The sequence below is a fragment of the Anaerotignum lactatifermentans genome (genome assembly GCF_014982935.1).
Lineage (GTDB): Bacteria > Bacillota > Clostridia > Lachnospirales > Anaerotignaceae > Anaerotignum > Anaerotignum lactatifermentans.
This window is the reverse complement of record NZ_JADCKK010000012.1, coordinates 32,369-56,457: the sequence shown is the minus strand read 5'-3', so window position 1 is coordinate 56,457 and position 24,089 is coordinate 32,369. Positions and strand designations below refer to the sequence as shown.

General features: G+C 39.8%; 22 protein-coding genes. 3 read left to right on the top strand and 19 right to left on the bottom strand.

Translation table 11 applies throughout. The features are described from left to right. Positions 1-99: 99 nt before the first annotated feature. From INF29_RS04875 to INF29_RS04825, 11 genes are all read right to left on the bottom strand, one after another. A complete protein-coding gene (locus INF29_RS04875) occupies positions 100-1,365 on the bottom strand; it encodes a sensor histidine kinase (RefSeq protein WP_193484981.1) in 1,266 nt (421 codons plus the stop codon). An 18-nt stretch (positions 1,366-1,383) separates the two neighbouring features. Continuing rightward, positions 1,384-2,079: a LytR/AlgR family response regulator transcription factor gene (locus tag INF29_RS04870; protein ID WP_072849485.1), complete on the bottom strand. Its 696-nt coding sequence runs from the start codon at positions 2,077-2,079 to the stop codon at positions 1,384-1,386. 208 nt (positions 2,080-2,287) lie between these two features. Continuing rightward, a complete protein-coding gene (gene preA, locus INF29_RS04865) occupies positions 2,288-3,781 on the bottom strand; it encodes an NAD-dependent dihydropyrimidine dehydrogenase subunit PreA (RefSeq protein ID WP_193484978.1) in 1,494 nt (497 codons plus the stop codon). 98 nt (positions 3,782-3,879) lie between these two features. Beyond that, complete coding sequence (locus tag INF29_RS04860; RefSeq protein WP_087990287.1) at positions 3,880-4,362, bottom strand: DUF1097 domain-containing protein; 483 nt, start codon at positions 4,360-4,362, stop codon at positions 3,880-3,882. A 15-nt stretch (positions 4,363-4,377) separates the two neighbouring features. Continuing rightward, complete coding sequence (hydA, locus tag INF29_RS04855) at positions 4,378-5,790, bottom strand: dihydropyrimidinase (protein ID WP_072849495.1); 1,413 nt, start codon at positions 5,788-5,790, stop codon at positions 4,378-4,380. Between the two features lie 55 nt (positions 5,791-5,845). Next, a complete protein-coding gene (locus tag INF29_RS04850) occupies positions 5,846-7,114 on the bottom strand; it encodes a Zn-dependent hydrolase (RefSeq protein WP_072849498.1) in 1,269 nt (422 codons plus the stop codon). 384 nt (positions 7,115-7,498) lie between these two features. Then, complete coding sequence (locus INF29_RS04845) at positions 7,499-8,941, bottom strand: sigma-54 interaction domain-containing protein (protein WP_072849502.1); 1,443 nt, start codon at positions 8,939-8,941, stop codon at positions 7,499-7,501. A 464-nt stretch (positions 8,942-9,405) separates the two neighbouring features. Then, positions 9,406-9,591, bottom strand: coding sequence for a hypothetical protein (locus tag INF29_RS04840; protein ID WP_072849506.1), 186 nt, complete (start codon positions 9,589-9,591; stop codon positions 9,406-9,408). 10 nt (positions 9,592-9,601) lie between these two features. Continuing rightward, positions 9,602-10,087 (bottom strand): hypothetical protein, encoded by a 486-nt coding sequence (locus tag INF29_RS04835; protein ID WP_072849510.1) that lies wholly within the window; start codon positions 10,085-10,087, stop codon positions 9,602-9,604. Positions 10,088-10,258: 171 nt separating this feature from the next. Further along, entirely contained in the window at positions 10,259-10,867 is a 609-nt protein-coding gene (locus INF29_RS04830) for a TetR/AcrR family transcriptional regulator (protein WP_191344683.1), read from the bottom strand. 114 nt (positions 10,868-10,981) lie between these two features. Further along, a complete protein-coding gene (locus INF29_RS04825) occupies positions 10,982-11,416 on the bottom strand; it encodes a MarR family winged helix-turn-helix transcriptional regulator (protein ID WP_087990282.1) in 435 nt (144 codons plus the stop codon). 142 nt (positions 11,417-11,558) lie between these two features. Between INF29_RS04825 and INF29_RS04820 the strand changes: the two genes are divergently transcribed. Continuing rightward, entirely contained in the window at positions 11,559-13,247 is a 1,689-nt protein-coding gene (locus INF29_RS04820) for an MFS transporter (protein WP_193484976.1), read from the top strand. Positions 13,248-13,511: 264 nt separating this feature from the next. Here INF29_RS04820 and panC read toward each other — a convergent pair whose 3' ends face one another. From panC to INF29_RS04805, 3 genes are read right to left on the bottom strand one after another with little or no spacing between them, the layout of a single operon-like run. Continuing rightward, complete coding sequence (panC, locus tag INF29_RS04815; RefSeq protein WP_087990280.1) at positions 13,512-14,357, bottom strand: pantoate--beta-alanine ligase; 846 nt, start codon at positions 14,355-14,357, stop codon at positions 13,512-13,514. Between the two features lie 11 nt (positions 14,358-14,368). Next, positions 14,369-15,196, bottom strand: a complete 828-nt coding sequence (gene panB, locus INF29_RS04810; protein ID WP_072849616.1) for a 3-methyl-2-oxobutanoate hydroxymethyltransferase — start codon at positions 15,194-15,196, stop codon at positions 14,369-14,371. Then, complete coding sequence (locus INF29_RS04805) at positions 15,171-16,067, bottom strand: Rossmann-like and DUF2520 domain-containing protein (protein WP_302772084.1); 897 nt, start codon at positions 16,065-16,067, stop codon at positions 15,171-15,173. Before INF29_RS04805 ends, panB begins: the two co-directional genes overlap by 26 nt. Positions 16,068-16,442: 375 nt before the next feature. Between INF29_RS04805 and INF29_RS04800 the strand changes: the two genes are divergently transcribed. Further along, positions 16,443-16,820, top strand: coding sequence for a BlaI/MecI/CopY family transcriptional regulator (locus tag INF29_RS04800; protein WP_072849530.1), 378 nt, complete (start codon positions 16,443-16,445; stop codon positions 16,818-16,820). Continuing rightward, complete coding sequence (locus INF29_RS04795) at positions 16,714-18,612, top strand: BlaR1 family beta-lactam sensor/signal transducer (protein WP_330608282.1); 1,899 nt, start codon at positions 16,714-16,716, stop codon at positions 18,610-18,612. The genes INF29_RS04800 and INF29_RS04795 overlap by 107 nt, the downstream gene beginning before the upstream one ends. Before the next feature lie 96 nt (positions 18,613-18,708). Here INF29_RS04795 and INF29_RS04790 read toward each other — a convergent pair whose 3' ends face one another. From INF29_RS04790 to INF29_RS04770, 5 genes are all read right to left on the bottom strand, one after another. Beyond that, a complete protein-coding gene (locus INF29_RS04790; protein ID WP_193484970.1) occupies positions 18,709-19,584 on the bottom strand; it encodes a cyclin family protein in 876 nt (291 codons plus the stop codon). Positions 19,585-19,617: 33 nt separating this feature from the next. Further along, a complete protein-coding gene (locus tag INF29_RS04785) occupies positions 19,618-20,823 on the bottom strand; it encodes a DUF6070 family protein (RefSeq protein ID WP_272872630.1) in 1,206 nt (401 codons plus the stop codon). Between the two features lie 183 nt (positions 20,824-21,006). Then, on the bottom strand, positions 21,007-21,810 hold the full coding sequence (locus tag INF29_RS04780) for a PepSY domain-containing protein (protein WP_193484966.1): 804 nt from the start codon (positions 21,808-21,810) through the stop codon (positions 21,007-21,009). Between the two features lie 110 nt (positions 21,811-21,920). Continuing rightward, entirely contained in the window at positions 21,921-23,267 is a 1,347-nt protein-coding gene (locus tag INF29_RS04775) for a HAMP domain-containing sensor histidine kinase (RefSeq protein ID WP_193484964.1), read from the bottom strand. After that, positions 23,264-23,953 carry a response regulator transcription factor gene (locus tag INF29_RS04770; protein WP_087989497.1) on the bottom strand — a complete coding sequence of 230 codons (690 nt, stop codon included), beginning with the start codon at positions 23,951-23,953 and terminating at the stop codon, positions 23,264-23,266. The genes INF29_RS04775 and INF29_RS04770 overlap by 4 nt, the downstream gene beginning before the upstream one ends. Between the last annotated feature and the right edge of the window lie 136 nt (positions 23,954-24,089).

Below are 24,089 nucleotides of genomic sequence, written 5' to 3'. Positions count from 1 at the left end.
ATGAATTTTTACGCATTTCTAAAACCTGCCAAAATTACCCATGTATTTTCCATTTTTGACAAAGAAAGCACATTTGTCGTATAATGCAGTTCCTTTTATTCATATATACACAATAATATGCACATTAAACAAATTATCCTCTGTATCAATCATCATTTCCCCATCATATTTTTCGATGACACGTCGTACATTGCTCAACCCAATACCATGGGCTTCTGTCGCATTCTTTTTGGTAGAAATCAATGTTTCGCCTTTTCGGATGATTTCCCCTTCATATGTATTCTTTGCGTTGATCAAAAGTGTCCCCTGCCGATAACTGATCTCTATTTGGAAACTTCCTTTCTTTTGCTTGCTTAGCGACTCAATGGCATTGTCCAACAAATTGCCAATCACCACCACAAGATCAAAAGAATTGACATCAAGATTTTCAGGGATTTGCATTTTTGTATCAATCACCGCTCCTGTTGCCGTCATAATTTTTAGTTTATGATTCATTAGACCATCCAATATGGTATTGCCAGTACAGATATAATCTTCAGATAACTGATACTCTCTGCCAAGTTTTTGAAAATATTCCTGAAGATCTGTTCTTTCATCGGATTTCGAAAGCTCTTCCAATGCAATCAAATGATTCTTAAAATCATGTCTGGCTCTTTTCAGACTGTCTTCTGTAGCATGAATCATATCCAATTGCTGTTGATACGCTTTGTTTTGCAGCATCAATGATTGATTCTGTATTTCAACTTCATAATTGGATACAACAATCTGATATAAATAGAAAAAAGCTATATTGATTAAAAACAAACAGAAAATCACACTGACAGTAATCCACTGTTCATACCCTCCATATAAAGCCAAAATATCTGTGAAAGCAGAAATACTTGGTATCATAATCAATACTGCCCAACGTCCTTTTTGATAGATACGTTCTTCCCGCCCCAAAATACTTTTTGTCAAAATCACTACAATGTAAAACAGAAAATTGCTTATGGTGTATGTAATCACTTCAATAGAAGGAATATGCCCCAAAATCAATATTGACGATCTTGAAACAATGGTTTCACATAATATTCCTAATAAAAAGATGCAAAATACTACAAATATTCTTTTACACATTGTGCTGTAGTAAGGCAAAGTCAGAAAGAAAAACAAACACAAATTAGAAAACACTGTGATAATGGGAATTCGATAATGCAAATAAATAAAGCTATTGGAAATATAATACAATATAAAAATTGTACGCTTTAATTCCTGTGAACACCGTAAATTGTTTTTAGAGAAAATGGTTTCTAAAAACAGATTAATACTAAAGACACGAAATATATTCGCAATCAAATAAATTATATGACGATACTCCAATATCATTTCTATTTCCTCACTTCATTATGACATAAGATTTTCTCTGACTATTTTCCGATAAGCTCTGCTGATAGGCAACTCTTCCTCGTTGCTCAACAGCACACTATCAAACTTAAAACGCTTCACGTACTGCTTATTGACGATAAAAGATTTATGGATCTGTATGAATTCTGTATCAGGTAGATTCAGTTCTGACAATTTTCCATAAAAAGAATCTTTTCCATTTCTCGTATGAACAATAATCTTTTTGGTTTCACTGCTGAAATACATAATATCCTTAAAGGGAATTCTGTTTTCAACCTTTCCAGTTTTATAACTGAAAATTTTGATTTGACGGCCTTGCAGTTCCATAGCTTTTTCCAAAATACCAATAACCTGTCTGGGTGTAAATGGTTTTACCAAAAAATGAATGGGTCTAATTTGAAACAATTCCAAAGCATAGGATGGCTTTGCAGAAATAAACGCAATCTGTGTATAGTCATCCAGAAGATTTTCTCGAATATAACGTCCAACTGCTACGCCGTTTAACTGCGCTAATTCAATATCCAAATAGATCAAATCATATTTAACATGATCATTCAGTTCTTCCAACAATTCTTCTCCCGATTGAAAACTGTCAATTTCATAATGAATGCTTTCTGTTTTAAAAAAGCCATCAATGGTGTTTTCAATTGCACTGCAAACTGCATCATTATCATCACAAACCGCGATACGAAACATAGCCGCACCTCCTGTTTTTCACAATTATATTATATTTTAGCATAAATTTCATTATATTTCACCTGTTTTTGTGATATTTATGCACATTTCGTGTAATTGATAACCAAAAATAAAATGATAAAACTGAAAAAGGCACAAAACCTTTTTCAGGATTTGTGCCTTACCCATTGTTATAAATCTTACAGAAATGTTTTATAGAAAGAAATTATTATTTCTTTTTCTTTCCCATACGTTTACCATCGCCGCGGATCGCATGTTCTGGACAAACCAGTGCACACAAATGACAACCTACACATTTATCAGGAATCAAAGTAGGACGATGTGTTTCCTCATCAAAACTCAGTGCCTGATGACCGCCATCCCGGCAGGCAATATAACATCTACCGCATCCAACGCAATGATCTCTGTAGAATTTCGGATAAACGATGGTATCTCTTTCGATTTCGTCGTTTTCTACGATGCCATCTACTGCGCGACCAATAAGTTCAGAAATAGATTTTACGCCGTTTTCAGCCATGTAGATTTTTGTTCCCAACAGTAAATCATCAATGATGCGATAACCATAGAGCATAACTGCTGTTGTTACCTGCAAGCTTCCAGAACCAAGGGCAATAAATTCCATACCATCGCGCCAAGTTTCAATGCCACCCATACCACTGATATGGTGACCACGAATCGCAGGATCTTTATACATATCGGAAATGAAACGGAGTGCAATGGGTTTTACAGCAACACCAGAATAACCGCCGACCATAGATTTGCCATTGACGGCAGGTGCGGTTGTGAAAGTATCCAAATCTACATTAATGATACTCTTAATGGTATTGATTGCCGCAATCCCGTCTGCACCGCCTTCAATAGCGGCTCTTGCAGCAGGACGCATATCAGCCACATTGGGTGTCATTTTGGCTAAAATCGGAATATTTGTCCCTCTGCGCACAGCCTGTACATAGCGTTTTACAGTTTCAGGGTCCTGCCCAACGTCCACACCGGTATTTTTCGCTTCCATGTTTGGACAGGAGAAGTTACATTCGATGACATCAGCCCCTGCTTCTGTTACAACTTTTGCCAGATATGTCCATTCTTCTTCATTTCTGCCCATGATGGATGCCAGAATGACTTTGGAGGGATAATTCTTTTTCAGTTCTCTGAAGAAATTCAGGTTTTCTTCTAATTCGTAGTCAGAAAGCTGTTCGATGTTTTTGAAGCCATAGAAAGAACCTTCACCTGTCTTTACTGTTGAAAATCTGGGGGAAGCCTCACGAATATCCATCAGACAGATGGTTTTAAAAGCAGCACCAGACCAACCCATTTCAAAGGCTCTGGCTGTCATTTCATAGTTGCTGGCAACAACGGAGGAAGATAACATGAACGGATTTTCCAATTTTACACCGCAGATATCGCAGCTCAAATCTACATCGTCCAAACCGGGAATTTCTTTTTGTTCCGGGAATTCCTTCCGCAGACCAGACATCAATTTCTGAATGGGAACTTCTGCTGGACAGACATTTTGGCATTTGCCGTCGCAATGCAGACATACATCTTCTTTGGGCAGCATCATAGATGCGCCTGCAGCATTATCAAATCGTAGCGCACGAATGATTCTTGCTGGGTCCATTGCAGGACAAGCTTTTGTGCACACCGCGTCATGACATAATATACATTTGCTGATATCTACAGATTTCATATTGGAATAATACATATTACCGCCTCCTTATCGTATCAAAAATCTAATATATTGTTATTTTCAGAAAGGAAAAGGAAAGCATATCATTGCTTCCCTTTTCTGTTATGAATCCCTTAGGATTCTGCTTCTTCTAATTCTACATCTTCTTTTTTTCCAACCAGCTTGAACAGCCATGCGCCGCCTTTATCACAGCAAAGACCTAAGATAATCCCCAGAATCATGCAGGGAATGATGATCAGATCACCACCGGCAGCAAATGTGGAGAAGGAACCAAAGAATGTACCAGGGATATATGCCAGAATAGGAATCTTACTCTGGATACACATCAGATGTACTGTCACCAATGCAACCACCAAACTTACGGCGAAAGAGGGAAATACTTTATTCAAGTACAAAGTAAGCAGTGCATAGGCAATACCGCTCATGACACAGAAGAAGGCAGATTTTACGCCTTTCCAACCGTGATCAGGGCAGGCAAAATAAGATGTGCATCCAGCGAAGCCAGCCCAGCTCAACAATCCAACTTCCGGTGATAAAAAGGACCATACAGCGCAGCATACGGCTGTGGAAATGCCCAAACAAGTAATTGACTTCATCTGATTCCTCCTTGTTTATGCTTTTTTGAATTTGTCATAAGCAGAGCCAAAAGGTTTGCCTTTTGCCAGTTTGCCCTGACCTTTCTTACCTACATATTCTGCGTTTTCAACGATAACCTGACCACGCAGCAGTACTGTTTCCGGTCTGCCTTTCTGTTCCATGCCTTCGTAAATGCTGTAGTCTACGCCTTCCAGAGAGTTTGCAACGCCCATAACGCCTCTGTAATCGGGGTCAAAGACAACAATATCTGCATCATAACCTACTGCAATGTGCCCTTTTTCTGTCAAACCATTGACTCTTGCAGGAGAAGCTGCAATAACATTTACGAATTCCTGTCTGGACAGTTTGCCTTCGCATACACCATATGTCCATACAGCATTCACTCTGTTCTGTACAGAAGGTGCACCGTTAGGAACATCTGCAAAGGATTTGCCTTCACCAAAGCCCATATGTTTCTGTACTGCAAAGTCAAAACCACAGTGGTCAGAACTTACCGCATTGAGCCAGCCTTTGTTCAGGGCTTCCCACAAAGGTTCCTGATGGTCTTTGGTGCGCAGTGCGGGAGAACAGATATATTTTGCGCCTTCGAAATTGGGCTGATCCAGTACGGATTCATCAAAGAGCAGATAGTGGGCACATGTTTCACCATATACGGACTGTCCTCTCTGATATGCAGCTCTGATTTCATCCAATGCTTCTTTACATGTAACGTGTACGATGTAAATAGGTGCATCTGCCATTTCAGCCAGATAAATCGCACGGCGTGTAGCTTCTGCTTCACATACAGGAGGTCTGGAAACAGCGTGATAGTATGTACCTGTTTTGCCTTCTGCAATGAGTTTCTTTGTCAGGAAGTCAACGATATCACCATTTTCTGCATGAACCATAACAGTGATGCCGGCTTCTTTCCCTTTTGTCAGTGCCTGGATGATGGCATCATCATCAGCATGGAAAAATTGTCCTTTATATGCCATAAATAATTTCAGTGTAGGATAACCAGCTTCAGCCAGTTTCGGAATTTCTTCAATGACTTCCGGACGGGGATCGGTCATAACGATATGGAAACCGTAGTCAACCATGGCAATACCGTCTACATCTTTTGTTTTGAATTCATCAATGGATTCCAGCAGACCTTTGCCCTGTACCTGATTTACGAATTCGATTACAGTTGTGGTGCCGCCCAAAGCAGGTGCATTGGAAGTTTCAAAACCTCTTACTTTACTGCCCTGATATACGAAAGAATAATGTACATGCTGGTCAATACCGCCAGGGAATACATATTTTCCTTCTGCGTCAATGATTTTATCAACACCTTCTTCGGAGAGATTCTTGCCGATGGCAGCAATTTTCTCGTCAACAATCAGAATATCACTTTTGAATTCGTTTTCTGTAGTCAGAATCATACCGTTTTTAATCAAAGTTTTCATACTGCTTCTCTCCTTCCAAGTCATACAATTTTCGATATATGTTATTCAGAATTTTTTATTCAGACGCCTGATCCAGTTTCAGTACTGCGTTGAGCATAACAGAAGCCCCATCTGTACACTGCTCAACAGAAGTATGTTCCGGTTCACAATGGGACAGACCCTTATCAGAAGGTACAAAAATCATTGTGGTAGGAATCATATAGGAAATGTACTGCGCATCGTGACCAGCGCCGGAATTGATATCCATATGAGAAATGCCAAGTTCTTCCACTGCTTCTCTTACATAACCAACCAATTCTTTATTCCAGTAAACTGTATCGCGGTTCCAGCCCAGAACAACTTCACAGTCACACTGCTGCCATTTTTTCTTAGGCAGCTGGAACAGGATTTCACGAACCTGATCCAGAACTTCCGGATTTTCATGTCTTACGTCAATGGAAAAATCGAAATAATCAGGGATTACTGTATTTACACAAGGATGGATTACAACTTCGCCAGTTGTATATACCAGATCTTCATGCCCCAGTTTATCGATTTCTTCATGGAGCCAGCAAAGTGCTTCTGCTGCTGCGTGGAATGCATCGTGTCTCTTTTTCATAGGGAATGTGCCACAGTGTGCAGCAAAACCATAGAATTTTACTCTGTAGATCATCTGACCCAGTACGCAGGTAACAACACCGATATCTTTTCCTGCATCTTCCAGAATAGGTCCCTGTTCAATATGCAGTTCAAACAGCGCTTTATATTTATCGGGAGACATTCTGTTTTTGATGTCGCCTTTATATTTAAACTGGCTGAGTTTTTCACCAAAAGTCACATTGGGGTCCAGAATGGATCTGGAAGCCATCATTTTGTTGTATTCGAAGTTGTCTTTGAATCTTTCAGGCATATAATCATGTGCCAGAATACCGGAGCACATCATGCAAGGCGGGAATTCAGAACCTTCTTCGTTTGTAAAGATCATTGCTGTCAATGGATGTTTATGAGGAATGTTCTGTTCAACAACAGTTTCCAGAACTTCCATGGCACCCATTACCCCCAGAATACCATCGTAGTTACCACCGTTTTTTACGGAGTCGCAATGAGAACCCATTACGATTCTTTTTGCATTTGGATCGGAGCCCGGAATGGTTGCATAGATATTTGCCAAATCGTCTGTTTCAATTTCAGCACCGATGGCTTTCATTCTCTTTACAAATTCATCTCTTGCCATTTCTGCTTCTTTTGACAAGGAATATCTGGTGATTCCCCCATGACCAGCATCGCCAAACTGAGAAAAAGTTTTAATTTTATCCTCCATTCGATTTACATTACATTTGTACACTATAATCTCTCCTTTCTAAATGTAAACTTTTTAAGATGGTATCAAAGATCCCCTCTTCATGCCTATATAAAAAGCAATTCCCGTGCCAAAACCATTCACTTTTCAAAGTTTTTTTGTAGATATATTTACCAAAAGATTTACCAATTTCATATACAAAAGAAACAAAAAAGCTTGGTTTGTTCAAATAGAATCATTCCTATTATACAAATAAAATCCCATTTCTCATAGGCTCCCATACCTTTTCAATGGGAATCTTGCAGTTTTGCATAGACCAATGCAGTTTTGCAATAACCAGAAAATGGCTAAATTCAGCCAAAAAAATTGCATATTCACAAAGAACTTGCAAAAACGCAAATTACTATGCAAATATGCAACCTATTTCTGTTATGCTTCTCCTACGATATTGTACTTTTTGCACTTTCTCGAGATTGTAGACTGGTCTGTCTGCAAAACTTCTGCGACTTTTGCACCGCTTTTATATTTTGCCATATACTGCTGCAACAATTTTCTTTCATAAGCAGCCACTTTTTCCTTCAAACTCCCCTCTCCGAAGATGAAATCTTCCGTTTCCGCAGCTTCTTCCGGCAATCCCTGCTCATTTACATTCATAGCCGCGAAGGCAATGGAAGCATCAGACAGCGTAATCTCATCTTCTCTGCTCATAATTACCATTCTTTCCACTACGTTGCGCAATTCCCGCACATTTCCGCGATAACTGCATCCTGCAAGGAATTTCAAAGCGTCATTGCTAAAAATCTTCTTGGCATGATATTTTTCATTATTCAAATCCAAGAAGTGATTCAAGAGCGGCACAATATCTTCTCGACGTTCATCCAGTCCGGGAATGACAATATCAATGACATTAAGTCGATAATAAAGATCTTCCCGAAATGTTTTCTGTTCGATCATTTCCTTTAAATTTGCATTGGTAGCAGCCAACAGACGGAAGTTTACTTCAATTCCTTTATTGGAACCAACATGACGTACTTTTTGTGTCTGAAGCACCCGAAGAAGCTTAGACTGCAGCGGCAATGGCAGTTCCCCAATCTCATCCAACAGCAATGTACCATCCTGAGCACTTTCAATCAGTCCCTTTTTCCCTTTGGGATTCCCCCCTGAAAATGCACCCGGTTCATAACCGAACAACTCACTTTCCAGCAGATGTTCTGGAATAGCAGCGCAATTGATTTTAATAAAAGGACCTTTGTTGCGTCTGCTATAGGAATGAATCAGGTTGGCAATGACCTCTTTGCCGGAACCGGATGGTCCTGTAATGAGTACAGAGGCGTCGCATTCTGCTACTCTTGTTGCCATTTCCACAACACGTTCCATCTTTTTGCTTCGATAAATGATTTCACCGGATTGATTGAGTTTTTGACGCAGCAGTTCATTGCTGGTAATGAGTCGTTCGTTATTCTTTTCTGCTTTTTCCAGCTTATCACGCAATTTGATTAATTCTGATGCATCCAGCAAATAATTGAGCACATACAGGATTTCACCTTTATCATTCATCAACGGCACAGATTTGACCTGAAAATATTTATTCTTATGGGATGATACCTGATTGATAAATACCGTTTGTTTCTTTTCCAGCGCAATTTGTGTGGCTGATTCTGAAATCAAATTATCTTCTACAATTTCTTTCATGGTGCGCCCCAAGTATAACTGTGGGTCATGACCGGTGATTTTTCTGTGGATGTCATTTAAAAACAACACTCTTCCTTCCCCATCTGTAATATTAATACCCACAAGGGAACTTTGTAGTAAGTCTTCCAAAAGTAAACTTTGTAATTCTTTTGGTACAGAACGTAACCAACTGTTATCCATGAAATATCGCCGTCCTTTCTTTGAGAATTTCAAATATCTTAGATCATCGAAAACAGCAGGAACTGGCTTTCTGTTTTCAAAATAAGCTGTATTATAAAATTCAAAATAGATAAAAAAACATCCAGAATACCAATATGAATACAGTTTACCTGATACAGTAACTGGAGAGTCAACCTTTTTTGAAAAAAAATAATCTAATCCTAATCTTCTATTTTGGGAGGGTTTGTAGTAACAAATATCCATCTAAATAGAACGCAATTTTCTAATTTCAATAAAAAATCTCTCTAAAAGCAGGATATATCTAAATATCAATACTTCTTTGAATCAAATCTCCATAAAAATACTCCTTGTCATAAAAAAAAACAAGGAGTATCTAATAATCATAGGAATTATTCCAGCCAATTTCGCTGTTTTTACAATATGCAGTTTTTCAATGACATTCTCCGATGCGCCTTCCCCCATTTTCAGGCATCTTTTTCATCTTGCTGCGTATCTTCCTTTGGAAGAGGATGCCACACAGGAGGCTTTTCATGTCGGTGAATGATTTTCTTGATCTTCTGCAATATAGATTCTATGAAATGAAACCAAATGTTTCCAAAAATTACGATGACCAAAAGAAAAACAAAAATACCGCCAATTTCTTTTAACAATCTATGCGCCTCATTTCGTTGCGTACTGATTCATGAAAAATTCTGTAAAGGCTGCCAATTCTTTTTCCTGAGATACATATACATACAGTTTTTCATCTTCCAGCCAATCATAAGCATTGATACCGATGTATGCCTTTTTATCAGGATAAATAATAAACGCATCGGTAGGATATTTATTCCGATATGCCTTCAGGATTTCAGAGTGACGGTAATATACAGGATCACCACAGCCAGAAAGGTCTGGAACTGTAGGAACCACAACAATGGTTTTCGTTTCTTCATTCCAGCCTACGATAAGATTGCCAATTTGGGTTTTGCTGCCATGGACAAAACCATAATTGAACCAGGCAACGTCTTCCGTATACCCGAAGATCAGCTGATATGTATCTCCGTTTTCCACTACCTGATTGAAAAGCTGACGCATTTTCTTCGCATTGGCATTGCTTTTCTCCATGTCAATTTCAGGTCCTTTAAACAATTTTCCGAAAAATCCCATATTTGTTCCCTCCTAAACATTTAAAATAATATTTTTATCTGCCACAATAAAATGACATCATCGCAGCAGTTTACGAACTAAAATAAAAATAAATTTTAGAATTTGTATTTATTTTATGTATAAAGAAATCCGTCAGATTACTCGGACGGATATGCTTTTGTCAATATGGCACTATGCCTTCCATTTTTCCAAATGATTGATGACCGCATCAATTTGGAATTTTGTGGTTTCTTCTGCGGCTTCCGGTACAAAAAATGGTAATCTCTCCGGAACAGAACGGTGGATGAGGATGATGGTCAAACACAGATTGATAAACAAATCCACGCGCTTTTTGCTGGGTTCAATTCCGAAACATTCCAGTATTTTTCCAAAAAGAACTGCCTGCTTTTTCCGAAACATTCTATAGCTTTCTTCTGACAGCCGCTGAAATAACATTCGCTGTTCATCCATACTCATAATGGCGAAGCCGCTTTTTGCGCCCTTACAGCAGGAATATATAAACCGGCTCATGGCATCATGCCATGTCAAAGCCGGATCTGACATCAGCTGATTTACGTAAGCAATGATTTTGGGCTGCTGATAATAAAGGGCTTCAATGACCAAATCCTCTTTGGTAGGAAAGAAAGAATAAAAAAATGTACGGGATATGCCGACCTTCTTATAAATCTGTTCCACTGTCGTATGCTGAATCCCCTGCTCTGCCATCAGTTCCAAAGCTGTTCGAATCAAATCATCTCGAATCTGCTGCCGTTCTTCTTCGGAATAAGCAACCTTTGGCATACACTCACTCCTTAATAAATACAAATCCAAAAATTTATCTTTATTTTAGCATATATCATTCACTATTACAATACGTATCCTTTTTGTTTCTTTCATTTAGGTAAATCCACTTTTTCAGTCTTCCTGATCAATGGACGCTTCTGCTGCCATCGACAAAAGTCTTTTAAACTCTGCCCGTTCCTTTTCTGTCATCCGCTGGGTCATCCGCTGAAAGGTAGCTTCAATCTCTTCCTTAATAAAAGGATATACCTCCCATGACTTTTCTGTGGGCTGAATGTCAAATGTCCGCTTATCTTTTGCATTGGTCGTACGAATCAGAAATCCCAGCTCCACCAACTTTGTAACCGTTTTTGCAATAACACTTTTATCCAGAGCCAAACGCTTTGTGATTTCGTCTTGTGTCAGTTGTTTGAAATCACAAATGATTAAAATCACAACAGCCTGTGCTGCTGTCAGATTATGCTGCAAACAACAGTTATTGAGCCACATATGGGATTTTCGATATAAAATCGAAATGGATTTAAAGGGACTTTCAATGATATTTGGCATAATAAAACCTCCTTTTTACAGAAACATTATAATCTTAATTGGTGGCAATTGCAACTAGTTATTGACTTGTGAACCATTCTTTGCTATATTAAAACTAGTGGCAATTGCCACTAGTTTTGGTTAAAAAAGGAGTTGTATTCATATGGAAACCATTCAAAAAATCTGGAATAAAAAGTTTATACTGCTTTTTATTATCAACCTCTTGGTACTGGCAGCCTTTTATGCTTCCATCCCCATCATTCCAGTATATTGTCAGGAAATCGGCATCACCGGCTCTGGCATCGGGATTGTATTGACTGCCATGTCCGTTGCAACCATTCTGTTCCGTCCCATTGCGGGATATCTGCTGGATAACTTTAGCCGTTATCGTGTTTATCTGTTATTTCTGGCTTTGTTCTGTCTGGCATTTCCCAGCTTTATCGCATTCCCCATTTTTGGCGCTTTGATTGTCATCCGTCTGTATATGGGCGCTGTATATTCTGTCTGCGGTTCTGCCACAATGACACTTGCCAGCGATGTACTGCCTCCCACAAAAATTACGGAAGGCATCAGCAGATTTGCATTCACCATTTCCATTGGGATGGCAGTAGGTCCTTATGTGGGCATTCAGGTACAAAACCATCTGGACAGCAAGGCTTCTTTCCTGACAGTCTTTGCCATTTCCGTCATTGCTTTGATTTGCGTGTCCTGCTGCAGAATCAAATATCCCAAAGTAAAACGGAAAAAATTCTCCATCAAAGATTCCATCTATAATCCCGCACTGCCCTTTATGTTCAACATGACTTTCCTCATGATTCCTTACGGGGCAGTCATCGCATACTCTTCCATTTTGGCGCAGGAAAAAAATCTCATGTCTTTTCTTCCTTACTTCTATATTTGCCTTGTGATCGGTATGCTGTTGTCTAAAATTTCTACACAGAAAATGATTGATGCCGGCAAACATCGTGTGCTTGTTTACATCAGTCTGATCATTCTGGTAATCACCATGACCAGTTACATCTTCCTGACAACAGGTGCACATCTGCTGATTGCAGGGTTCTTCTTCGGTATCGGTTATGGCATTTTGCAGCCACTTTTTCAATCCTTCGTTACTGGTACCACACCTGCGCCAAAACGAGGCGTTGCCAATGCTACCTACTTACTCTCCTACGACATCGGCATTGGCATCGGCTCCCTGCTGATGGGATGCTTACAGGAAAGCATTGGTTTGCAGAAAGGCTTTGCGTTGACAGCCATCGCTTATGTGGTTGGCGGGATTATCTATATTGTTTATTCCGACCGGTATTATCGGAAACTTAGAAAAGCAGCTTCTGCAGAAGCACCTGAAAAAGAAGTCCATACATTGGCACCCTATATGAAAAAAGAAGTATATGCTTTGCAGGAAGACGCAACTGTCTATGATGCCATTGCCTTCTTCTCCGAAAAAAATATCAGCGGTGCTCCCATTCTTTCCAAAGAAGGTACTGCCATTGGTTTTATCAGTGATGGCGACATCATGCGATATATGAAAGAAGGAAAACTGGCTCCCATGGCAACAGACAGTTCCACACTCTTTATGGAATATCTTTGGGACCCTGATGCTGAATTCCGTGAAAAAATCAACACCATCATGCATCTGAATATATTGGAAATCGGTACCAAAAAAGCCATTACCATTGATGCAGACGCATCCATCCAAGAAGTCTGCAAACTATTGGGCGAATCAGGTGTGAAAAAAGTACCTGTTGTATCTGACAATAAAGTAGTGGGTATTCTTCTTCGCTCAGCTATCATCAACTATCTGGAAAAACAATATCTGGAGCAAGCAAAAACTACACACCAAGCTGGATAATACATCACCTATCATAGTTTTGTAATTTAAGGGAGAAAATTGAAAAGTTTTCTCCCTTTCCTTTTGCAAACAAAAAAGCAGCTTCCACTTGAGAAAATAGTGCTTTTCCTTAATTTCTTAAAAGAAACTGCGATGGTCCCGTTAGAAGAACGCATTCCTTGTATCATTCAGATAAATAGAAGAAAGCTGGAAACCCTTTGATTCAAGGATTCCAGCTTTCTTTTTACATTATTTTCTGAATCGATATATTTTTAAAAGAATCTTTTATGCTTCATAGATAAAATTGTCAATCAATCTTGTTTTGCCAATATAAACTGCCATGGCAACCAATACAGTTCCTTTGATTTCTGCAACGGGCTGAATGGAAATAGCGTCTACCGCCTGCACGTAATCGATTTTTGCCAGAGGTTCTTCTTCGATGAGCTGTTTCATTTTTTCAACGATAACGTCCGCATTTCTTTCGCCCTTCTGAATCAGTTCCTGTCCCAAACCTACCGCTTTGCTCAGCACAAGGGCAGCTTTTCTTTCTTCGGGATTCAGATAAGTATTTCTGGAGCTTTTTGCCAGTCCATCTGCTTCTCTGACGATAGGACAGCCTACGATTTCAATGTCAAAATTCAGATCTCTTACCATACGTTTGATAATAGCAAGCTGCTGTGCGTCCTTCTGACCGAAATACGCTCTGTCGGGCGCAACAATATGGAACAGTTTGCTTACCACTGTGCAGACCCCTCTGAAATGAATGGGTCTTGTTTTACCGCACAGTTCATCAGAAAGAGATTCCATGGTCACATAAGTATGGAAGTCATCAAAATACATTTCTTCCGGTTCAGGATTGAAAATCAACGCAGCGCCTGCATCTTCGCAGAGAGCCGCATCCCTCTGAATATCTCTGGGGTATGTGGCAAGGTCTTCACCGGGACCAAACTGTGTAGGATTGACAAACACACTGACAACCACTTTATCGTTTTCCTTGCATGCTCTGTCAATGAGGCTTTTATGTCCTTCATGCAGATAGCCCATGGTGGGTACCAGACCAACAGACAACCCCTGTTTTCTCCAGTTCTTTACTTCGTTTCTTACTTCAGAAATGGTTTTTACAATATTCATTTTTCTTCTCCTTAATATAACTTTTTGATGACGTCTTCAGAAATGGCAAAGGTGTGTTCGGGAGCCGGGAAAGAACCTTCCTGCACATCTGCAATATAATCCCGGAACGCCTGTGTCATCATTTCTCCAACATTTGCATATTTCTTTACGAATTTTGGTGTAAAGTCAGAGAACAGTCCCAGCATATCCTGATATACCAAAATCTGACCATCGCATCCTGCGCCTGCACCAATGCCAATAGTAGGAATGGAGATGGATTTAGAAATCAGTTCAGCCAATTTTGCAGGAACACATTCTAATACCACTGCAAAAGCACCTGCTTCTTCTACGGCTTTGGCATCTTCCAGCAGTTTTTTCGCTGCTTCTTCACTCTTGCCCTGTACTTTGAAACCACCAAAAGCGTTGATGGACTGAGGTGTCAGACCGATATGCGCCATAACTGGGATAGAAGCGTTTGTAATGGCTCTGATCTGCGGGCATACACTTGCGCCGCCTTCCAGTTTCACCGCCTGACATCTGCCTTCTTTCATGAGTCTGCCTGCATTGTAAACAGCTTCTTCAACGGATACCTGATAGGACATAAAAGGCATATCCCCTACAACCAATGTGTTTTTTGCACCGCGGCACACAGCGGCTGTATGATGGATCATATCTTCCATAGTTACAGGAAGCGTATCTTCATAACCCAACATAACCATTCCCAAGGAATCCCCAACCAGAATACCGTTGATACCTGCTTCGTCCATCAGCTTTGCTGTGGAATAGTCATAAGCAGTAAGCATGGAAATTTTTTCGCCTTTTGCCTTCTGTTCTCTAAATGTGGATACTGTGTTTTTCATCATCGATAACCTCCGCAACGTTTACATAGTCCCTTTCGGGATGTTTTTCTCCTGCTATCGCCAATAACTGCTCTGACAAAAGAAGATAGATTTTCATTAAATCTGCTCCCGCTTTTGCATCAGAAATGTTTTGAATAGATTGGATGTGCTTTTCTATGGTAGAAACATCTGCCCGTTCCACTGGTCCAGTCAGTGCGTCCACAGGACCTTTTTCCGCAACAGCCTGTGCATTGCCCAAAAACAATGGAATCAAAGCCTTTTGCGCATCCTTCTCTTCAAAACCGCAGTTTTCCAAAATATGTACGCCCAAAGAATAGAGTCCTGTTACCAAATTGCTGACAACAACGGCTCCGCAATGGTACAGAGATTTATTTTCACTGTCCATCACAATGACTTTACAGCCAGCATCCCGGAGCAAATCTTTCATTTCCTGTAGATGGTCAGCCGATCCTTCCAGTGTAAAATAAGCCTGTCCCAATTCTTTGTATGTATCATATTTACTGCTTACGGCGTATAGCGGATGTACGGAATATACGGATGCACCAAGTTTTTCGCCATCAAAAAAAGCGGCTGATGAAATCGAGCCGCTGCAATGACAAATATTTTTATTTTTTATATCCAGATTTTTTATGCAATCCCAAACCATACAAATTTGCCCATCCGGCACTGTCACAAAAAGGGTGTCACTATCCCGCACAATATCAGGAATAGCATCATAGACCTTTGTTTCTGTAAAATCTGCTGCTGATTTGGCTGATTCTGGTGTTTTGCTGTAATAACCCACTACATCTACGCCGTGGGACTTCAAATATTTTCCCAGGGAAAAACCTACCTTCCCTGCACCAATAAAACCAACTTTCATGCCCTTCACTCCTCTCCGGGTAGTGATGGCATAAAAAATCTGTCATTTCCGGTATCGCTTGTCTTCAATACGATCCTGAATCATTATAAAAAATAAAATAATCGCGGTACAGCTTCTTTCCGAATACCATCCGCCAACAATATAACACATCTGCATACATTTGTCTATCAAAAAATTGGTAAATTTCACTTTTCATTTCTGGTTGAAATCTTACAATACCTTGTAATTTCGGCATTTTTATACCATATGCCTACGACATATTTGCATATATTTTTTGATAAAAACATATCAAACATATCTCCCTACGCTTTTCTAAATTGACTTATGACAAAGTAGAAATTATAATATATATTACAGTTGTAAGATTAAAAAGTGGTGATATTTATGAAAAAACTTCCCCAAATTTCGGAAGCAGAATATGAAGTAATGAAAGTTATCTGGAAATATGCCCCCATTAACACCAATGAGATTACAGATAAATTATTACAGTGTACCGATTGGAGCCCCAAAACCATCCACACACTTATCAAACGCCTTGCGGGAAAAGGCGCCATCACATATGAAAAACAAAGTCGGGTATTTGTGTATACACCCCTTATCCAAGAACAGGATTATCTCAAACAGGAAAGCGATTCTTTTTTAAACCGCTATTTCAATGGCAATATTTCAGCTATGGTTTCTGCTTATCTGGAGGATGATGAATTATCGAAGTCCGACATTGAAGAACTGCGCACCCTTCTTTCCAGAAAAGGAGGCGAATGATATGTTTCTTTTCATGATTCGTTTTCTGATCTGCAATATCTATCTCTGCGGAGTCATCGGCATATTATTTTTACTGAAACACATATGCAGAAAAACATTGCCGCCTCGCAGGCAATATCAGATTTGGCTTTTATTTTTATGTCTGCTGGCTGTACCCTTTCTTCCCTTTTCGCTGAAAGGCATTTGGGAATGGGTACCAACGATGGGAAACAGTTTTCTCTTTTCCAAAACAACGGCTGTTCCCACTTCAAATATTGGAGAAACCAAAGATTTTGCTCTTAACTTCGCAAATGACTTTGCTGTTTCAGTCAATCAAGATTCCGATTCTTTTTTAGGATGGTTCTTAGCAAGCATTTGGCTTTGCGGGATGATCATTACAGCCATCAAGTTCTGCCGTTCCTACCTGCATCTGCGAACACTAGAAACATCTGCTCTGCCTGTGCAGAATGACAATGTACGCCAATTATTTGTTTCCTGCTTGCAAGAATGCGGTATTACAAAAGAAATTCCCATTTTTAGCACTGCATTTCTGCGCACTCCCATACTGGTCGGAGTTTGGAAACCACGAATCTATATCCCTATTTCCATAATGAACGATTCTAGTGTGGAGGATTTACGACTCATAATGATGCATGAATTGGCACACGAGAAACATAAAGATAATCTGGTAAACCACTTCATCAATCTAGCTGGTATTGTGTATTGGTTTCATCCATTCGTTGGTTTCGCTTTCAAAGAAATGCGCAGCATACAGGAAATTGCATGTGATGAAGCTGTATTGGAAATGCTGGATATGCCCCAGCACTTGGAATACGGAAACACTCTGCTGCGTTTTGCAGAAAGAAACGCACTGGAAACCTTTCCAGCAGCCGCAAGTCTTATAAACAGCAAAAAACAAATGAAAAGGCGTATCCTGCATATTGTTCAATATGAAATGCCAACAAAAAAGAAACAGCGGAAAAGTATGTGTATTCTCATATGTGCTGCGCTGTTTTTATGGGGTATCTCTCCGGCATTCTCTATTTATGGTGCAGAACAGGACCAGTATGACTGGAATACAACCTCCCAAAATATCACTTCTGTTGACCTTTCAACCTATTTTGGAGATGATGAAGGCTGTTTTGTGCTGTATGATTTGGAAGAAGATGCATGGCAGATTTACAATATGGAACAGGCGGAAAAGCGTATCTCTCCTGATTCCACCTATAAAATTTATGATGCGTTATTCGCTCTGGAGGAAGGCATCATAACGCCTGACCATTCTTTCATGGCATGGGATGGACAAGCGAATCCGTTTGCTGCTTGGAATGCTGACCAGACATTATCCTCTGCCATGGCATCGTCTGTAAACTGGTATTTTCAGACCTTAGATGCCCAGCTTGGCAGTGATCGTCTTGCTGCATATTTCCAGAAAATCGGATATGGCAATGGCGATGTCACAGGAGATATTTCTTCCTATTGGATGGAATCTTCCCTGAAGATTTCCCCCATCGAACAAGTGGAACTGCTGACGAAACTATATCAAAATGAATTTGATTTTGCACCTGAAAATATCGAAGCCGTCAAAGAAGCCATCCAACTTTCTGCTTCTTCTGACACTGCATTATACGGAAAAACAGGGACAGGAAGAGTCAATGGCGAAGATATAAATGGCTGGTTTGTGGGTTCTGTAGAAGATGGACAACACGCATACATCTTTGCCTGCAACATTCAGTCTGATGAAAATGCTACAGGCAGTCGCGCATCTGAAATCGCACTTTCCATCCTATCCGATCAGCATATTTTGCCATAAAATAAAAGATTAATATAAGAAAGCTGGAATTCTTTACTAATTTAGGAATTCCAGCTTTCTTTGTTTTTTATATAATAGCCCCGAGTGATCTCTCAATTATTCTGTCATCAATTCAGACAATATTATAGAAGCATTTTCTTTCTTCCATTGTTCTGCTGCATATCTGCATGGCGTGGTATTTCCGTATTTTGCAACATATTCCATACAGATAGACGCCTGCTCCGTTTCTTTCAATGCTTCATAACACATGGCTAACATATACTGTCTTTGCACTTCTTGATAATTTGTTTTCTTTTGGATGTTCTGGAGGAGTTCCACTGCGTCAGCATACTTCCCTTCCAAAAACAATTTCTTTTCTAAGAAAATTCCATTTTTACGGAATAGTTTTTCACCCTTTTGATACAATTCTGCAAATTCTTCCTCGTTACTATTTTCAAAAGAGGATGCCAGCTGCACACTCAATGCTGTATTTTGGTAAAGGTTTGTCGTTTTCTTGCCCTGCCAATGATTTTGCAGATAAGCCATTGCCTTAGGAAAACAATGCTCTGCCATCAGCGCCAATACATACCGCTGCTGCGCCAGTGTAAAAACAGACTTCTGGAAATCTTTCCGTTTTATATCTGTTCCATAAGATACAGCATATTCCATGAGTTCCAGATATTTTTTTGTATCACATTCTTCTAAGAGAATCTTATCGAATTGCCCAAAATCACGGAGGATTTGATATATGATACTGCCCATGCCCACAATAATTCCAATAATGCCGCAAAGAATCAGCAAATATCCATGGGTATTCACCCATCCATTTGCCATGGTTTCCATAAATAAAATTTGTGTTTTATGAGGAAAGGGACTGCCTAAAAACATGCTGACAACGCCCATCATGGCAAAATAAGCAATTACGCATATGATAACCGCTTTTAATCTCCCTCGTCTGTATTTTTCATAAAGTTTTTCAATCTGTTCTTTCATAAGTTATTCGCCTGCCTTTTTATCATTTCATTTTTATTCCGCTCCATAAACTTCCACCCATTCTGCCAGCGTCAGCCGCGGCTTATACCAGCTTTCTTCTACGTTATCTTCTGACGGTATCACATGATTGGAAACGTATTGCACACCGCCATTTTCCAGCGGGCGCACCACCACTTCATGAGAAAAGACTTTGGATAAACCCTCATAGGGAAATACCACATTTACAAGCAACGTAATGGTTCCATCCGCATTTTCCGTGTAATCAACCACTTCTGGGTATGGATGCTCTGGATATTCTGCCTCATAAAAACCTCGTGGACGATATTCATATGTTTTTGTATCCGCATGATACAATGTTTTCTGCTGTAATGTTTGGCTGTCGATATTCAGATATGTCATAATGGTATGTTCAAATTCCTCCTTTGGAATTTGATATACTGTACCCATACCTAAGTTATCACTTGGTCCATATGGCACTTCTTTTCCGTAAATCTGGCGGTAAAAAATATCAAACAGATCATAAAAATCAAGGGCAGAAAAATCGTCCTCACTCCAGTCCACCAGAAACATATTGTTTTTTACATAGCTAATGGGCATCATATAAGTTTCATTCAATGTGCGGTATTTCTCATCCAAAGGAAGGACACGCAGAGCAACTTTTTCCTGCATATCACTCAGTGTGAAAAGGTAATATGCTTCTGAATACCAGCTTCCGGAAAACATGATATATCCCTCCGCTGTGTATTTCCAATCTAAAGCAGTGTAAACGGCTGAATCTTCCAGTTGCATATTGCCATCTTCGTATTGATAGATATTTCTTGCTACAGTAACAGTTCCATCTTCACAATGAAAATCATATATAGTCCACTTTAAAGTATCTGAAATCACCGTAAGCATAAAATCATCCTGCTGCTTTTCTTCCACTGCCTGACAAAAATCAATTGCCTGATCTGCACAAACCATATTGATCTGATTTTTGCTGTCTACAGCAGCATATCCCTGCTCTTCCAGTCTTTGCATAACCTGTTTTACCTTCTCTAATTTCGTTTCAGAAGGATTGCTAGCCTGTTCTTTCATTGCTTCCAATGAAATGACAATAATTTGAGAGGATTTTTCTTCATCAAAAGATGTTTGCGTATCAACATTCGATTTTATGGGCAGTTCTGTTTCTATCTTTGCACAGGAACATCCCAAAGTTGCAGCAAGCACACATAAAACAAGTAACCTTTTTCTATACATTCATTCCACCTCATTTTATTACAAATGTAATATTTCAAACCAAAAAAATAGTTTTCTAAATATTACATCAGTAATATTTCATAGTCAAGGCTTTTTTCTTACGCATTCCTTAAAATTACGCCAATACAAAAAAACGGCTAAAACCAAGAGGCTTTAACCGTTTTTGCTGTAATTGATTGTTATTTAGCGGCGCAGAGGTTCTGTTTCCCAGCTAATGATGGAACCGCTGTATCCGTCAATGGTAAATTCATATTCTGTATCTGCGTCATAGATTTTACCTTCATATTCCAGACGTCCATCATCATAATCTGCTTCCCATTCTCGAATGTCATCCACTGTAGCACCGGAAACCTGCGCTACTGCAATTTCTTTAGCTTTTGCTTCTGTAATGGCACTGCTGTTTCCTGTAGATGATTTTTGAGGTGCATAATCTTCTGCGTCATAGTCATAAGAAAGGATTTCTCCTGTTTGAGGATCGATTTCGTAGTCATATTCCTTGAAATCAGAAGTATAGAATTCGATATCGTATTTTTCTCTGCCGTCATCACGTTCCAGTTTGCCCTTGATGAAAGTTACTCCATCGGCAGTCAATCCAGCATGATTCAGTGCAATTTCCTTAGCTTCTTCCAGTGTCACCTGTCCGTCAGAAGCGGCATTTGTGGTATTTGCTGTGGTAGCTTCATTTGCTGCTGTATCGTCCACTGCCTTTGTCTGGTTCTCAATGATCTTACCACTGATGGCATCGATATCATAATCATATTCCTGACCACCTACAGTAAAATCAATTTCATAGTAGGAAAGTCCATTTTTTTCTTCCAATTCCGCTGTGGTAAACACGGCGTCACTTTCCGTAATATCTGCCGCTGCCAACGCAATGGCTTTTGCTGCATCAACGCCCAGATATTCTGCCTGTTTTGTCTGCTGTACACAGCCTGTCATCATCCACGCTGCCGCTGTCATTACTGTCAATCTACCTAAATATTTCATATAAACGCCTCCCTTTTTGCTTCGGTTATGTTTGTTTTCTTTGTTGTACTTATCATAACCTGCAAACATGAAAGAAACATGAAATTTGGAAAGAATTTTTAAATTTTTTCTTATTTCTGTGACGCTGGCAAATGAAGTGTAAATGTACTGCCTTTTCCCAGTGTGCTTTCCAACTCCATATATCCATGATGCAGTTCCGCAATCTTCTGTACCATGGAAAGCCCCAAGCCTGCACCACGTTTGCCAGTACGAGAAGCATCCACTTGGTAAAAACGCTTCCAGATTTTTTCCTGTTCCTCTTTGGCAATGCCGATGCCATCATCCTGCACATGGAACAAAACCTCATTGCCCTTCTGTTCCAGCTTTATCCAAATCTGTCCATCCGGCTTTCCATATTTGATAGCATTTTCCACCAGATTCTGAATCAGCCGTCCCATCAAAGACATATCCAGCTGCAACACCATATTCTCATCCAATGCAAAATGGAATCTTGTAAGGTCATATCCATTTTCTTCACAAGTCTTATGAATCAATCCAACAAAATTTACAGGCGCAAATTTCACAGACTCCGTTCCCTGATCCAATCGGGTAATGCTGAGGAGTTCAGAAATCAAATCCGACATTTTTACTGCCTGCCGATAAATCATATCAATGGTTTCTGCTCGTTCTTCCGGCGTTTCTTCATATTTTTTCGCATACTCACAGGCGCTTTTGATAACAGAAGTAGGTGTTCTCAATTCATGGGAAGCATCGGCAGTAAACTGCTGTTCCGCTTCAAAAGATTTTTCCAGCCTTTCAAGCATTTTATCAAAAGTCGTTGCCAATCTGGTAAATTCATTATTTCCTTCCGGAATTTCCATTCGTGCAGACAAGTCAGATGCTTCGCTAATGGTATCTGCTTTTTGTATCATCTGTTCCAGCGGCCGGAAAGCACGCTTTGCAATCAAATAACCGCCAATGGTAGCCAGCAGAATAAAGATAGGCATGGCTGCAACGGAACTCATAACCAGATTTCGAATCATTAGAGTATCTTCAGATACTTCCATGACCCCTCTTACCCACACACCATCATCCCAGCCAAATGGGCACCAAAGATCAAAAACATAAAACCGATTCTCTCCATTGGAAACCATGCGCGTCAAGCCATTTTCAAAGGGTTCTGAAACAGTGAAAGACGCAGGTATCTGTCCTGCCAGCAAAGATGCTTTCTGGCTATAAATTACAGTGTATACACCATTTTGATAAAACTGGAATTCATTACCCAGCTGCAATTTTCCATCTGCTACATCCACTTCATCTAAATTGCTGCGCACCACCTGAAATACATTGTTCATGGCTGTCTGGGTTGTAACCGCATTGCTGACAAACCAAAGAAAACCAATCATCAGCACGCTCATAATGGTCATAAGTATGAAATACCAGATGGTGATTTTCAGCTTAATGGAAACACGTTTCATGATTTTCCCCCTTGTTCGTCTTCGCGCAGTACCCAGCCAACGCCGCGGATGGTATGGATAAGTTTTGTGTCATATCCATCATCAATTTTCTTCCGTAATTTACTCATATACACATCCACATTATTGGAATTGCCCGAATACTCATAATTCCAAATACGATCTTCAATCTGTTCTCTGGATACAACATTCCCCTTGTTCCGCAAAAGATATTCCAGAATAGAAAATTCCTTTGGCAGCAGAGTGATTTCTTTCCCATCTCTTGTGACAACATGGCTTTTCACATCCATCGTCAAATTTCCCGCTGTAAAACTATTGTTTCTATTCCCAACATGTTTTCGTGTCATTGCTCGAATTCTTGCCAAAAGTTCATCAAAATCAAAGGGCTTAATTAAATAATCGTCTGCCCCTAAGTCCAATCCTTTGACTCTGTCTGCGATACTGTCTTTTGCAGTCAAAAACAATACAGGAATGTCTTTTCCTTTATCACGCAGTTCCTGTATCAGCGTATAGCCGTCCTTTTTGGGCATCATCACATCCAGTACCACAGCATCATATTCCGCACCCATGAGGTGGAGCCAAGCTTCTTCTCCATCAAAACAGCCGTCTACGCTATATCCTTCTCGTTTCAGTGTCTTTACCAACAAACGGTTCATATCCATTTCGTCTTCTACAACCAATATCCGCATTCAATCCTCTCCTCACAATCTGTACTGATTCCATTATGGTCCTTGTTTTCCATTCCGTCAAATTTAATTTTCCCATATCACATCAGAAAAGGCAGAACCGTCCACGGCTCTGCCTTTTCATTCCATACTACTACTT

Bases quoted from the DNA above. Each gene is read 5' to 3' on its own strand.
- INF29_RS04770 (WP_087989497.1), bottom strand. From the start codon at position 23,953: ATGCGGATATTGGTTGTAGAAGACGAAATGGATATGAACCGTTTGTTG.
- INF29_RS04845 (WP_072849502.1), bottom strand. From the start codon at position 8,941: ATGGATAACAGTTGGTTACGTTCTGTACCAAAAGAATTACAAAGTTTA.
- INF29_RS04860 (WP_087990287.1), bottom strand. From the start codon at position 4,362: ATGAAGTCAATTACTTGTTTGGGCATTTCCACAGCCGTATGCTGCGCT.
- INF29_RS04795 (WP_330608282.1), top strand. From the start codon at position 16,714: ATGGCAATATTTCAGCTATGGTTTCTGCTTATCTGGAGGATGATGAAT.
- INF29_RS04790 (WP_193484970.1), bottom strand. From the start codon at position 19,584: ATGAAAGAACAGATTGAAAAACTTTATGAAAAATACAGACGAGGGAGA.
- INF29_RS04775 (WP_193484964.1), bottom strand. From the start codon at position 23,267: ATGAAACGTGTTTCCATTAAGCTGAAAATCACCATCTGGTATTTCATA.
- INF29_RS04835 (WP_072849510.1), bottom strand. From the start codon at position 10,087: ATGGGATTTTTCGGAAAATTGTTTAAAGGACCTGAAATTGACATGGAG.
- hydA (WP_072849495.1), bottom strand. From the start codon at position 5,790: ATGAAAACTTTGATTAAAAACGGTATGATTCTGACTACAGAAAACGAA.
- INF29_RS04870 (WP_072849485.1), bottom strand. From the start codon at position 2,079: ATGTTTCGTATCGCGGTTTGTGATGATAATGATGCAGTTTGCAGTGCA.
- panC (WP_087990280.1), bottom strand. From the start codon at position 14,357: ATGAATATTGTAAAAACCATTTCTGAAGTAAGAAACGAAGTAAAGAAC.
- INF29_RS04830 (WP_191344683.1), bottom strand. From the start codon at position 10,867: ATGCCAAAGGTTGCTTATTCCGAAGAAGAACGGCAGCAGATTCGAGAT.
- INF29_RS04800 (WP_072849530.1), top strand. From the start codon at position 16,443: ATGAAAAAACTTCCCCAAATTTCGGAAGCAGAATATGAAGTAATGAAA.
- INF29_RS04875 (WP_193484981.1), bottom strand. From the start codon at position 1,365: ATGATATTGGAGTATCGTCATATAATTTATTTGATTGCGAATATATTT.
- INF29_RS04825 (WP_087990282.1), bottom strand. From the start codon at position 11,416: ATGCCAAATATCATTGAAAGTCCCTTTAAATCCATTTCGATTTTATAT.
- preA (WP_193484978.1), bottom strand. From the start codon at position 3,781: ATGTATTATTCCAATATGAAATCTGTAGATATCAGCAAATGTATATTA.
- INF29_RS04785 (WP_272872630.1), bottom strand. From the start codon at position 20,823: ATGTATAGAAAAAGGTTACTTGTTTTATGTGTGCTTGCTGCAACTTTG.
- INF29_RS04780 (WP_193484966.1), bottom strand. From the start codon at position 21,810: ATGAAATATTTAGGTAGATTGACAGTAATGACAGCGGCAGCGTGGATG.
- panB (WP_072849616.1), bottom strand. From the start codon at position 15,196: ATGAAAAACACAGTATCCACATTTAGAGAACAGAAGGCAAAAGGCGAA.
- INF29_RS04820 (WP_193484976.1), top strand. From the start codon at position 11,559: ATGGAAACCATTCAAAAAATCTGGAATAAAAAGTTTATACTGCTTTTT.